The organism is Mesobacillus subterraneus (genome assembly GCF_020524355.2).
GTDB classification, from domain to species: Bacteria; Bacillota; Bacilli; order Bacillales; family Cytobacillaceae; genus Mesobacillus; species Mesobacillus subterraneus_C.
In genome coordinates this window covers 3,143,271-3,155,332 of record NZ_CP129019.1, presented here as the reverse complement: position 1 = coordinate 3,155,332, position 12,062 = coordinate 3,143,271, and the positions used below count along the sequence as shown (strand labels likewise).

Genomic DNA, 12,062 nt, shown 5'->3' with positions numbered 1-12,062 from the left:
CTCTTCATACTCCTTTCTCTCACAAGCTGTTAACCGCAGCTGGCGGCTCCAGTTTCCGTCTCGAGCTTTGTATTTAGTTTTTTCAAAGGATAATCCTTAACCTTTTCGTTGGAAATTGGAAGAATTCCATTGATTTCTGCATCGGATGTCCATACTCTCATGCCATCTTTCATAGCATAAGCTTCGTATCCCAGCATATTGAGAATCCTTGCTGCTTTACTGGACATGGTCCCGTCATGGTCAATGAGGACAATTTTTTTCTCAGGAGACAATTTCTTTAACTGTTCAAGCTTTGCCAGCGATTCATATGAGATATTGATTGCCCCTGGAATATGTCCTGCCGCATATTCATTTAATGACCTTAGATCGACTAATAAGAGGCCGTTCGACTCATTATTAATCGATTCCTGGATAGCCGCGGGTTTCATGATTGGTGGAAGACCGGTTTTCAGATAGTCATCAGCACTTCCTAAAATAGCTGCGGTTTCATCGGAATATTTCTTAGTTGCAGGAGCAGGTAAATCATAGTTCCCGGCTTTTGTTTCATTTGCTTCCACTTCATAATCGAAAGTTTTTTGTGGAAGGGGTGTTCCCAAATTGGAATCACTAGTCCAGCCGCCCATCCCGTTTATCATTGGAACAGCGTCATATCCGAGCATATTCCAAAGAGCTGCTGTCTGACTTGCTGTATGGCCGCTGTAGCAGATTACCAGAATCTTCTTGTCCTTTGGCAAATTCGCAATTTGAGTCGGCTCGGCTGTCATACTATATGGAATATTGACAGACCCTTCAATATGACCAGCTGCAAATGCTGCTGTATCACGGACATCGACAATGAAGTAAGAAGGGTCGTAATTCAAAATCATCTTTTCGAAAATTTCCTCTGCAGTAATAGACTCTGCAGTTTTTTTTAGGTAAGCATCAGCAGCTTGCTGAACGATTGAAAAACTATCAAGCTCCTTACTTTGTCCATTTACTTTAGGTTGGAAACCTTGCTCAGTACCGCAGCCTCCATTGAAAATCAGCATTGTGCCGGCTAATAAGAATAATATTTTTTTTCCAAACAGCTTCAAAGCTCTCACCTCTCTGCTGGCGGATATACCGCCATGATATTGATTTGGAATTGAATCAAACGATCGGAATATACACCTCCTGTTTTCTTAATACATATACTCCTATAGGTTTAGATGGTTGCAAAAAAAATAAGCGCTTAAGTTATTTTTACCATCAGGGGTAAGTCTATTGCTGTGGAAATTCAGTTACTATTTTTGAGAATGTAGGAAGAAGTAAGGGGATTCACCTATGAATTGTTTGAATCTTTTGCACATTTCACACTTAAAACACATTCGTGAAGATTGCGTGGAAGATTTCGGTGAACAAAAAAAGTCCGCAGCTAAAGCTGCGAACTTGAAGTTTACTAAACATACATAAAATATCCAACAAACAAGAATCCAAGTACATACATAATGGGATGGACTTCTCTAAACTTGCCCATTCCGAGCATCATCAAAGGATAAAGAATAAAGCCAAGAGCAATTCCTGTTGCAACACTGAAGGTGAGCGGCATCATGATGATTGTAACGAATGAAGGTATAATCACAGCAAGATTGTTCCAATTGATTTTGCTGATTTCAGTTGCCATCAATGCACCAACAATAATGAGTGCCGGTGCGGTAACTTCCGGCGTGATAACCGATAGGATCGGAGAGAAGAGCATTGCCACACCGAAGCACGCTGCAATGATCACTGAAGTAAAGCCGGTCCGCCCGCCGACTGCTATGCCTGCTGATGACTCAACGAATGAAGCTGTTGTGGATGTGCCAAGAACAGCTCCAGCAACAGCCGATCCTGCATCCGCAAGCAGGGCACGCCCCGCGTTCGGTATTTTATTGTCCTTCATCAGACCAGCCTGGCTGGCTACGGCAATAAGCGCCCCGGCAGTATCAAAGAAAGCAACAAACAGGAATGTGAAAATGACGGCAAGGACATCTGGAGAGAAGATATCTCCCAGGTGATTGAAGACGACACCAAACGTTGGTGAGATGTCAGGAACAGAACCGACGATTGCTGCAGGTTTTTCAATCAAGCCTGTCAAAATTCCAACGATTGTTGCAATCACCATTCCATAAAAGATGCCGCCGCTGATTCCGCGGACCATCATGATAACACTGACGATGAAGCCGAATAGAGCAAGCAGGACAGGGCCTGATGTCAAATTTCCGATTGAGACAAAGGTTGCTTCACTGCCAATGATGATTCCAGCATTTTTCAAACCGATAAAAGCGACGAAGAAACCAATCCCAGCCGCGATTGCATGCTTAAGATCCTGAGGGATGACATTGATGATTTTTTCGCGAATCTTCAAAAGGCTGAGGATGACGAACAGAACACCCGCGATGAACACACCAGTAAGTGCGACCTCCCATTTGACTCCCATGCCGATGCAGACGGTGAAAGTGAAAAATGAATTCAAGCCCATACTTGGAGCGATCCCAATTGGGAAGTTAGCAAGCAGACCGATGAGGAGGGATCCGATGATGGCTGATAAAGCTGTAGCTGTAAAAACAGCTCCTTTATCCATGCCAGCCTGGCTTAGGATTAATGGATTGACGACAAGAATGTAAGCCATCGACAAAAACGTCGTGACTCCTGCGAGGGTTTCCTGCTTATAATTTGTGTTTCTTTCTGCAAACTGGAAAAAGTTTTTCATGTGTGTGTCCTCCTGGTTGTTTATTTAAGAAAATGGTTTTGTTAAACCCTCGTATTGTTTTTTTCTCCTGCTGATTGTAGTGAAGCGCCTGGAACGAAAGTCCACAGCCTTGTTTAACAGAGCCTGGAAAATAAAAAAAACTCCGGCAGTTTTATGCTGCCGGAGTACCACAAAGGACAAGTAGATGCCAAAAAGAATAGCAAATATCAAAGTCCCTTGTAGTCACGCTTTTTACGGTAGCATGGTAGAAACGTCCGAGCCATATTCTCGAACATATACAAGGAAAAGATTATTGAATTAAATAATACTAGTGATCGTATCAGCAATTTACATCAAGGTCAATTGCAATTCTTAAAGTTCACCTATTTGATTTTTTCTGATTATTGGAGAGCTGGAGTTTAGCTGGTATTTCTGGTCGCGGTTTTCCAAGTCACGGCATAAACAGGGTCTTTCTTTCGCGAAATAATGCGCTGAATCGCGGATTAAGCATACAATTTCACGGAATGAAGTATGTGAGGGCGGCAGGACGATAGACGATGTAAAAATCAGCGACCTGGAATATCATCATGGAAAGAGATTTGTAGAATTTGCTCCTAAGAACTCTGATATATTTTCCGTAGAGGATATTTTTGAAAAGTACCATCTTGAAAACAGAAAGCTGAAAGCCGTATTAATCACTGAGAATGGAAAAACTTCTGAGGGGCCGATCGGGATTATCACACCCTGGGATTTAGTTGAAATTGATGTACTGGAGTAAGGAACTGTTGCAAAGGTTAAATCCCTGTATGGGTATCGGAAATCCCTTTATTAATGAGTTTTTGACAACTTTTTGACCGGAATATGTGAATAATAAATGAACTAAATGGCAAAACACCCATGTTAGGATGATAACTTACTATAATGATAGTGTAATCCAAATGGAGGTGCCAATAATGAACGTAACAACGATTATTGAATTGGAAAATCGTGAAGTTGAGAAAATGGCTGGCGCAAAATTAGTATTCATTCAGGAACAGGTTGATGCGAATATCGTAGAAACATGCGTTGATTGTTTTAAATATGAAGGTTCTGAAGATTGCCTGGATACAGATGATGCAATGCAAAGAGTTTTTGAGACACTAAAAGCAGAAGGAATGATCCCCGAAGCAGTGCAAGATTTCTCGTATGAAATGCCTTCTTGCGAGAGATTGAGAAAAGATGTTTATGAAGAGCAGGACATGCCGCAAAAGGTCATCCTGAGCTTTGCGATATAAGACTTGAAAAAGGAGTTCTTTCTTGGAACTTCTTTTTTCAATTGATTTCAAACACTTTTTTACTAAAAACGTGACTTTTATCAAAGAGAAGCCTGGAAGAAATTTATATAATGAAGTTGACAATAAAATGAAAACGCTTTCAACATAGGGGGGTGGGAATCGGTGAAAAAAGGTGCGGACATTACCATCATTACCGGCCATTTTGGCAGCGGAAAAACAGAGATAGCAATTAATCTAGCACTGGAGGCAGGAAAAAGAAATACTAGGACAGCAGTTGCAGACCTCGATATCGTTAATCCATATTATCGTGCGAGAGACGCCAGGAGTATTTTTGAGCAAAATTGTATTGAACTTATTGCACCTGCTGAAAGGCTTGCAGCCGCTGATTTACCGATTGTTCCGGGCGATATGAGCAGGGTGATCTATGACCCGGCATATAAGCTGATCGTCGATGCAGGAGGAGATAAGGATGGAGCTACGGCACTGGGGCAATTTTATAATGACTGGAAAGAAATGATGCCAGAGGTGCTTTTTATTTTGAATGCAAACCGGCCATATCTCAGTACTCTGGAGGGGGCGGTTGAGACATTACAGAAAATTGAAAGTGCCTCCCGGCTGAAGATTACAGGAATCATCAATAACTCGAATGTGGGATCGGAGACGACACTTCAGGATGTTGAAAAGGGATTAATTTTAAGCAGGGAGCTATCAGATACTCTGGGGATTCCTTTGTTATACACGATGGTACCGCAGCATTTATCAGCCGAAAGTCTTGGAATTGTGACGGAGTCCCCAGTGAAAGTGATTACGAGGTATTTAAAATTGCCATGGGAAATTTAAAGGAGGCAAATACGGTGGAGCAGAGAGTTGTTTTTAATGAAGAGACTTGTAAATCATGCAAGCTGTGCGTGAACGCTTGTCCGACAAATGTCATTTATCTTGCTGATTACTTGAATGAAAAAGGCTACCGGCCGGCGGTTGTGACAGACCAGGAAAATTGCATCAGCTGTGGCAAGTGCGCGCAAATGTGTCCGGATTCGGTGATCACTGTTTATAGGCCAGAAAAGGTAAGGAAATCTGTATAGCAAAGGAGATATGACAATGGGGAAAGTACTTATGAAGGGTAACGAGGTTATTGCGGAAGCTGCTGTCCATGCGGGCTGCAAATATTTTTTCGGCTATCCGATCACACCGCAGAGTGAGCTCGTTGCCTACATGGTCAGAAGGCTGCCCGAGGTTGGCGGGTTATTTTTACAGGCGGAAAGTGAAGTAGCCGCGATCAATATGGTGTATGGAGCAGCTGGAACCGGTGTGCGTGTAATGACATCATCATCGAGTCCAGGATTCAGCCTGAAGCAGGAAGGCATATCATACCTAGTTGGGGCAGAACTGCCGGCACTGATTGTGAATGTCGTCCGAGGTGGTCCCGGGCTTGGAAATATCCAGCCTGCGCAATCGGACTATTTCCAGGTGACAAAAGGGGGAGGACATGGTGATTACCATACACCTGTCCTTGCTCCGTCAACGCTTCAGGAAATCATAGACCTGACAGAAGCGGCATTTGATATCGCTGATCAATATCGTACTCCGGTAATATTACTTGGGGACGGCATGCTCGGACAGATGATGGAACCAGTTGAGTTCAAGGAGCTGACTGAAAGGGATCCAGAACAGAAGGAATGGGCTACGACTGGTACCCGCGGAGATGGCAAACCAAGAATTATCTCCTCACTCGAATTGAATGCCGATGCGCTTGAAAAGCGGAATGAACTTTTACAGGAAAAGTTCGCGATGATCAAGCAGAATGAGGTCAGATACGATACGTTTGAAACTGAGGATGCCGATTATATTGTAACTGCTTATGGAACAGCAGCAAGGATTGCCATGAATGCCATCAATAAAGCACGGAAAGACGGATTGAAAATCGGGATGATCCGACCGATAACTCTCTGGCCATTTCCCGAGCAGCCATTCATAGAAACCCGTGACAGGGTGAAGGGCTATCTATCGGTCGAGATGAGCGCAGGCCAGATGGTTGAGGATGTCAGACTCGCTGTTGAAGGCAGAGCCCCTGTTTCGTTCTTTGGACGAACTGGCGGTGTCGTTCCTACCCAGGAAGAGATTTATGATCAAATCATCAAACTGGCCGGGGGTGTTGAGGTATGACAATGAAAACAGTATTCGAGAAAACAACTGGATTGACTGATAACCAGACGCACTATTGTCCTGGCTGTACGCACGGTATCATCCACAGGATGGTCGGCGAAGTGCTTGAGGAAATGGGGATTCTTGAAGATACAGTTGGAGTCGCTTCTGTCGGATGCTCTGTGCTGTCCTATGAATATTTCAATTGTGATATGACCCAGGCAGCTCATGGCAGGGCACCTGCTGTGGCTACTGGAATCAAGCGTGTCCTTCCTGACCGCTTTGTTTTTACCTACCAGGGAGATGGTGACCTTGCTTCGATTGGAATTGCTGAGGCTGTCCACGCTGCTGCTAGAGGTGAAAACATTACCGTTATTTTTGTTAATAATGCGATTTATGGAATGACTGGAGGACAAATGGCGCCGACAACATTGGTGGGTCAAAAAACGGCTACGACTCCATTCGGACGGGATGGCAGCATCCAGGGACTGCCGATCCGGGTAAGTGAGATGTTATCAACACTGGATGGAACAGCCTATATCGAACGAGTTTCGACGCATGATGTGCCGAACATCGTTAAAGCGAAGAAAGCGATTCGGAAAGCATTTGAAACACAGAAGCAGGGACTGGGTTTCTCGATGGTTGAGATTCTATCCAGCTGCCCGACAAACTGGGGTCTTGATCCTAATGAATCGTTAGATTGGATCAAGGATAATATGGTGCCAGCCTATCCTCTTGGTGTGTATAAAGATTCACAGAAAGGGGGTGTTCGCTGATGGAGGAAATTTTGATTGCAGGCTTTGGCGGCCAGGGAGTCATGTCGATGGGACAGCTGATAGCCTATGCTGGGATGAATGAAGGGAAGTTTGTTTCATGGCTACCATCCTACGGGCCAGAGCAGAGGGGCGGTACTGCTAACTGTGCAGTTGTCGTCAGTGAAGAACAGGTAGGTTCACCTCTTGTGTCACGGCCAACGACAGCGATCGTGCTGAATAACCCTTCATATGAAAAATTTGAGCCGATGGTCAGGGTGGGCGGGTTATTGGTGGTAAATTCATCCTTGATTTCAAAGATATCATCGAGAACAGATATACGAGTTTTGAATATTGATGCGACCGACAAGGCTAACGAGCTCGGCAACTCAAGAGTTGCCAATATGATTCTGCTTGGAGCTTTTCTGGAAGAAACGGGAATCCTGGCAGATGACTCCATATTGGGAGCATTGAAAAAAGTGCTTGCTCCTGAAAAACACTCACTTTTGGACATCAATCACCGAGCACTGCAGCTGGGGCGATCATTGACTAATAGTATAGTGTCGTAGAAAAGCACATTTGCACTTGCCCGCTAACAAGAAGGAGCAACATCTGCCCGAAATGGCGGAGAACGGAGAATTTCGGTAACAAGAAGGAGCAACATCTGCCCGAAATGGCGGAGAACGGAGAATTTCGGTAACAAGAAGGAGCAACATCTGCCCGAAACGGGGGAGAACGGAGAATTTCGGTAACAAGAAGGAGCAACATCTGCCCAAAATGGCGGAGAACGGAGAATTTCGGTAACAAGAAGGAGCAACATCTGCCCGAAACGGGGGAGAACGGAGAATTTCGGTAAAAAGATGGAAAAACATCTGCCTGAAATGGAGGAGAACGGAAGATTTTGGTCTAACAAAGGCTCCTCTAAGACCCGAAAACGCTGCAGTTCATACGCAGCGTTTTTCATATTTTACAGCTGTCCTTCTTATACCAAAAGCCCTAAAATGTATGGAACGGCTGCCTGGAGTGTAGGAGCCTTCTCATCAGCAGCAGTCTCCTCGGTTCCGATAAGTACCGTTTTGCAGCCTGCTTTCTTACCGGCTTCGATATCACGCTCATGATCTCCAACCATGACACTTCCTTTCAATTCGATATCATGCCTGCTGGCAAGGTCAAGAAGCATTCCGGCATTTGGTTTGCGGCATTCACAGCCTGCTTTTGGTTTATGTGGGCAGTAGGCAACTTCCTTGATATAGCCACCATGTTCCTGAATCATCTTTGCCATATGCTCATGGATTTCCTGGAGGCGCTTTTCCTTCAGGAATCCAAGGCCGACTCCTCCCTGATTGGTGACCACAAAAATTTCATAGCCAGCCTTGCTCAAATCTGCGACTGCTTCTGCCGCTCCTTCAAGAAGATAGAAATCTTCAGGACGGTTAACGAATTTTACACGGTCAGATAACACTTCATTGAGAACTCCGTCTCTGTCCAGAAATATTGCTTTCTTCATTTTGTTCCTCCGTTTTTACTAACATCTTTTACTTTTATTATTTTCTCAGCATTCTGATGTCGTGATACATAGCGATTGCCGGTGATCCAATATCGCCAAGGATAGTCTCTTGCTTCTCCGGAATTATCGATGCCAATTCTCTTGCCTGAAGAAATGCTCTCAGGTACAAGCCCTTGCGAGATGTATAGTGGCTTCTCAGTTAAGGGATGCCCGTAATCGCCTGTATTTATGCCCATTGCTTTCGAAAGCTTTCCAGGTCCATTGGTAAGGTTGGCAGACTCTGGCATGCCTCTGCGCTCAACCATTAAATGTATTCCTTCAACAGGTTCGATGGCCCTGATCAAAACCGCCTCGGGATGGTCCTTCCCTCCACTGACAACATTGAAGAGGGTGTGGGTGTGCATAACATAAGTATAAGCTAAGCCGGATTCATGATACATAATCTCTGTCCTTTTTGTTCTGCGATTATTAAAGCTGTGTGTCGCTTTGTCCATTGGCCCGACATAGGCTTCTGTCTCGACAATCATGCCTGCGGCTGTTCCTTCTTCAGTTTCTTTCACTAAAATGCATCCCAGGAGGGAAACGACCAATTCAAGGGTGGGCTGCTGAAAAAATTCATTGTCAAGTGCCTGGAATATTCTCATATGTTCTGCCTAATACCTCCTAATAGGTGTTATTTAATTTCTATACCCTGCAGCAGAATGGGTCATCCATTATTTTTGCTCAAAAATACCTAGTTTTTTTCTCGAAAAATACCTAGTATTTTTTTTCGGAAAATACCTAATGTTTTTTTAAAAAAAAATACCTAATGAAAAAAATAGCGGATATACCAAAGATGGTTTATAGTATCTTTAAAGCTGAGATAGTTTTAATTTCCTTAAGGGGAGTAACAAGTATATGTGGAAAAAATGGGTATGGATTGCAGTGATTGCTGCAGTCATCTTCTTCCTTGTTCCTTATAGCCTTCCGCTCATTTTTGCTATGTTAACAGCAGTCATGCTCGAAGGAATGGTTCAATGGATTATGAAAAAGTTTTCATTCAAGCGTCTTCAGGCTGTAATCGGAGTGTTCATCAGCTATGTACTCCTGCTAGGTGTTATCGGATATAACCTGGTTTCAATAATCGCCCATCAAGCGGTGTCATTATCAGAACGAACACCTACATTCGTGAGGGACATTTATGGAAGTGCAATTCTTCCTTTGATGGGAAAGTGGGAGTTCTATTCAAAAAACTTCCCGTTAGAAGTTACTGGCCAAATTGAAGCGACGATTGAAAAGAATATAAATGCACTCGATTCGTTCCTGCAGCAATTCATTGCGGGCATAATCAATTTGCTGACGGCGATACCAGGGTTCATGATTGAATTTCTTGTGTATCTTATCGCGTTATTCTTGTTCAGTCTTGAACTTCCTAATCTTAAAAAGAAGCTGGAATCTCATTTGAAGGAGCAAACTCAGCAGAAGGTCTTCCTGGTGGGAAGCCAGTTGAACAAAGCAGGAATTGGTTTTTTAAAAGCGCAAGTGATTTTGAGCCTAGTCACCTTTATAATGGTCATGGCTGGCTTGAGCATTCTAGGGGTTAAATACACAGGGCTTCTGTCATTATTGATTGTCATTGTAGATATCCTGCCGATTCTTGGAACTGGATCGGTGCTAGTACCATGGGCCGTTATCGCAATCTTGCAGGATAATCATTTTCTGGGAATTGGATTAATAATTTTATTCCTGGTCATCACTGTTGTCCGCAGGGTGATCGAACCAAAGATTTATTCAACGAACCTTGGCATATCACCACTTGCCTCATTGATCAGCATGTATATTGGCCTCAAGCTTCTGGGGCTTTCCGGAATTTTCATCGGTCCGATTATCGTGATTATCTACGACACTCTAAGAAAAGCGAATGTTATTAAGTTGAATTTCAAGATTTAATCTTTAGGCGGCTTTTTTGGATAGCAGAACATGATTAAGCATAAATTATGTTTTGTACCAAGAAGGAGGAAGTCAGGAATGAATGTAGACCGGGCAAAAGAAATTGTTGAGTCAGCAGAAATGATTAATGTTACTTATGATGGGATGTCAATCATCATCCAGCATATTGATGAAAAAACCAAGATGGCGAGGATTTATTCAAAATCAGAACCGGAAGTTGAGAGAGACGTACCAGTCTTGAATTTAATAGAGGAATGACAAAACGGGAGAATTTTACATCTCCCGTTTTACACGTTATAAAGCGGTAATGTGATCTTGAATTTGGTGCCTTCGTTTAGTTTGCTTTTTACTTCCACTGTGCCGCCCATTTCCTGTATGATTTTATTCACGACCATCATCCCGAGACCCGTGCCTTTTTCGGCCTTGGTTGAAAAATAAGGCTCCCCGATTTTGGCTAATTGCTGTGGAGTCATACCGCATCCTGTGTCTTCGATCGTAATGGATACATGGTGATTTGCCATCTCACGGCAGCTGATCACCAGGTCACCACCGTTTGGCATAGCCTCAATGCCATTTTTGATGATATTGAGTATACATTGATGGAATTTGGAGGCTTCACCGGCAACATTCATCCCCGCCATCAAATCCCTTTTGATATTTACAGAAAAATGATTTGCATAAGGAAGGATTAGTTCTAGTGCTTTCTCGATTTCTTCTTTTACACAGATCGATGATCTCATATTCGATTGAGGCTTTGCGAAATTAAGGTAATCCTTGATGATTGTTTCTGCACGATCGAGTTCATCAATTGCTGTATTCAAGTAATAAAGCCTCTTTTTCTCATCTATGCTTGGATCTTTCAACATTTGTAAAAATCCACGTGTGACAGTAAGCGGGTTACGGACCTCATGGCTGACACTCGCAGCCAATTGGGATACCACTTCGGTTTTGTCGGATTTCATCACAGCATAATGTAACAGATGGTTTTGCATCATGATTTCAATGTAATAAGTAACAATAATGATACCGCCGGAAAGCGTAAGGCCATAAAAGAGCATGAATTGAAGATCGGACGGATCTTTAAACACCGTTGCCTTCATCAGGAAAATGAGGGTCGTATAGGATAGAGCGATCGTCACAACAGTATACAACTTCCTGGTCAGCGGAAAAGCCTTGAACTTGCCTGAAAGGTATACGGTTAGTACGGTGATCGTGAGCATGTTGAAAAAGTTGATCCATACCCCGTTGCCACCAAAAGGGAGCCTGGCCAGTACAACGGTTATAAAAAGCATGACGCTTACGACCGGACCTCCATACAAGCCTCCGACGACAACAGGGATCAATCGCAGGTCGAAGATGAAATCAGTACTTCCAACCACCGTAAAAGACATACAAAACAGAATTTGGATTCCGCCTAATATAATAATGAGGATTTTGGCATATTTCCTAAATAAAGTTGTGAATTTGTTGACGATAATGTATTGGAACACAAATGTAGTAAACAGGATGAAAATCAGATTCAATACAAGAACTGTTAATTGATCCATAGGCTTAATCTCCAGTCATAGTGGGGTTCCTGCCCCCCTTGAGAAAAGATATGTTCTAAAAATACGTACTCGGATATTTCACTATAACTTTAACATATTATAGTACGCTATTTGCGAATTTTTTGCCTATAATCTAATTGTTTATTCAAATGTCAATGGAAAAATGGGGCATATGGTGATAGCCATAATTATCTATCAGCCTTTCCTTCCATAATATAT

Annotated in this window: 13 protein-coding genes and 1 riboswitch; of the genes, 8 read left to right on the top strand and 5 right to left on the bottom strand. The window is 43.1% G+C overall.

Going from position 1 to position 12,062, the window contains the following annotated elements; genetic code table 11:
- Window positions 1-29 precede the first annotated feature (29 nt).
- Together LC048_RS16380 and LC048_RS16375 are read right to left on the bottom strand one after the other, a co-directional pair.
- On the bottom strand, window positions 30-1,073 hold the full coding sequence (locus tag LC048_RS16380; RefSeq protein ID WP_226599794.1) for a rhodanese-like domain-containing protein: 1,044 nt from the start codon (window positions 1,071-1,073) through the stop codon (window positions 30-32).
- A gap of 344 nt (window positions 1,074-1,417) precedes the next feature.
- Entirely contained in the window at window positions 1,418-2,710 is a 1,293-nt protein-coding gene (locus LC048_RS16375) for an NCS2 family permease (protein ID WP_226599795.1), read from the bottom strand.
- 199 nt (window positions 2,711-2,909) lie between these two features.
- A riboswitch (purine riboswitch) is annotated at window positions 2,910-3,011 on the bottom strand.
- Between the two features lie 631 nt (window positions 3,012-3,642).
- On the opposite strand from LC048_RS16375, the gene LC048_RS16370 reads away from it, so the two are divergent.
- The 6 genes from LC048_RS16370 (at window position 3,643) to LC048_RS16345 (ending at window position 7,429) form a co-directional block, all read left to right on the top strand.
- The gene (locus tag LC048_RS16370; protein WP_226599796.1) at window positions 3,643-3,963 is read left to right on the top strand and encodes a hypothetical protein; all 321 of its coding nucleotides are present in this window, start codon (window positions 3,643-3,645) and stop codon (window positions 3,961-3,963) included.
- Between the two features lie 162 nt (window positions 3,964-4,125).
- Complete coding sequence (locus tag LC048_RS16365; protein ID WP_226599797.1) at window positions 4,126-4,803, top strand: nucleotide-binding protein; 678 nt, start codon at window positions 4,126-4,128, stop codon at window positions 4,801-4,803.
- Between the two features lie 14 nt (window positions 4,804-4,817).
- On the top strand, window positions 4,818-5,048 hold the full coding sequence (locus tag LC048_RS16360; RefSeq protein ID WP_031307999.1) for a 4Fe-4S binding protein: 231 nt from the start codon (window positions 4,818-4,820) through the stop codon (window positions 5,046-5,048).
- Window positions 5,049-5,064: 16 nt separating this feature from the next.
- Window positions 5,065-6,129, top strand: a complete 1,065-nt coding sequence (locus LC048_RS16355; RefSeq protein ID WP_306048125.1) for a 3-methyl-2-oxobutanoate dehydrogenase subunit VorB — start codon at window positions 5,065-5,067, stop codon at window positions 6,127-6,129.
- The gene (locus tag LC048_RS16350; protein ID WP_226599799.1) at window positions 6,126-6,884 is read left to right on the top strand and encodes a thiamine pyrophosphate-dependent enzyme; all 759 of its coding nucleotides are present in this window, start codon (window positions 6,126-6,128) and stop codon (window positions 6,882-6,884) included. Before LC048_RS16355 ends, LC048_RS16350 begins: the two co-directional genes overlap by 4 nt.
- On the top strand, window positions 6,884-7,429 hold the full coding sequence (locus tag LC048_RS16345) for a 2-oxoacid:ferredoxin oxidoreductase subunit gamma family protein (protein ID WP_226599801.1): 546 nt from the start codon (window positions 6,884-6,886) through the stop codon (window positions 7,427-7,429). Before LC048_RS16350 ends, LC048_RS16345 begins: the two co-directional genes overlap by 1 nt.
- Window positions 7,430-7,842: 413 nt before the next feature.
- Here LC048_RS16345 and LC048_RS16340 read toward each other — a convergent pair whose 3' ends face one another.
- Both LC048_RS16340 and LC048_RS16335 read right to left on the bottom strand, forming a co-directional pair.
- Window positions 7,843-8,367, bottom strand: coding sequence for a D-glycero-alpha-D-manno-heptose-1,7-bisphosphate 7-phosphatase (locus LC048_RS16340; protein ID WP_306048123.1), 525 nt, complete (start codon window positions 8,365-8,367; stop codon window positions 7,843-7,845).
- Entirely contained in the window at window positions 8,364-9,011 is a 648-nt protein-coding gene (locus LC048_RS16335; protein WP_306048121.1) for a DNA-3-methyladenine glycosylase, read from the bottom strand. Before LC048_RS16335 ends, LC048_RS16340 begins: the two co-directional genes overlap by 4 nt.
- Before the next feature lie 253 nt (window positions 9,012-9,264).
- On the opposite strand from LC048_RS16335, the gene ytvI reads away from it, so the two are divergent.
- Window positions 9,265-10,296 carry a sporulation integral membrane protein YtvI gene (ytvI, locus tag LC048_RS16330; protein WP_306048120.1) on the top strand — a complete coding sequence of 344 codons (1,032 nt, stop codon included), beginning with the start codon at window positions 9,265-9,267 and terminating at the stop codon, window positions 10,294-10,296.
- Window positions 10,297-10,374: 78 nt separating this feature from the next.
- Window positions 10,375-10,554, top strand: coding sequence for an H-type small acid-soluble spore protein (locus LC048_RS16325; protein ID WP_306048118.1), 180 nt, complete (start codon window positions 10,375-10,377; stop codon window positions 10,552-10,554).
- A gap of 29 nt (window positions 10,555-10,583) precedes the next feature.
- On the opposite strand, the gene LC048_RS16320 is transcribed toward LC048_RS16325, so the two are convergent.
- Window positions 10,584-11,843: a sensor histidine kinase gene (locus tag LC048_RS16320; RefSeq protein WP_226599811.1), complete on the bottom strand. Its 1,260-nt coding sequence runs from the start codon at window positions 11,841-11,843 to the stop codon at window positions 10,584-10,586.
- Between the last annotated feature and the right edge of the window lie 219 nt (window positions 11,844-12,062).

Excerpts from the sequence above, each read along its gene's own strand:
- LC048_RS16335 (WP_306048121.1), bottom strand. The coding sequence starts at position 9,011 with ATGAGAATATTCCAGGCACTTGACAATGAATTTTTTCAGCAGCCCACC.
- LC048_RS16350 (WP_226599799.1), top strand. The coding sequence starts at position 6,126 with ATGACAATGAAAACAGTATTCGAGAAAACAACTGGATTGACTGATAAC.
- ytvI (WP_306048120.1), top strand. The coding sequence starts at position 9,265 with ATGTGGAAAAAATGGGTATGGATTGCAGTGATTGCTGCAGTCATCTTC.
- LC048_RS16370 (WP_226599796.1), top strand. The coding sequence starts at position 3,643 with ATGAACGTAACAACGATTATTGAATTGGAAAATCGTGAAGTTGAGAAA.
- LC048_RS16320 (WP_226599811.1), bottom strand. The coding sequence starts at position 11,843 with ATGGATCAATTAACAGTTCTTGTATTGAATCTGATTTTCATCCTGTTT.
- LC048_RS16340 (WP_306048123.1), bottom strand. The coding sequence starts at position 8,367 with ATGAAGAAAGCAATATTTCTGGACAGAGACGGAGTTCTCAATGAAGTG.
- LC048_RS16375 (WP_226599795.1), bottom strand. The coding sequence starts at position 2,710 with ATGAAAAACTTTTTCCAGTTTGCAGAAAGAAACACAAATTATAAGCAG.
- LC048_RS16355 (WP_306048125.1), top strand. The coding sequence starts at position 5,065 with ATGGGGAAAGTACTTATGAAGGGTAACGAGGTTATTGCGGAAGCTGCT.
- LC048_RS16345 (WP_226599801.1), top strand. The coding sequence starts at position 6,884 with ATGGAGGAAATTTTGATTGCAGGCTTTGGCGGCCAGGGAGTCATGTCG.
- LC048_RS16325 (WP_306048118.1), top strand. The coding sequence starts at position 10,375 with ATGAATGTAGACCGGGCAAAAGAAATTGTTGAGTCAGCAGAAATGATT.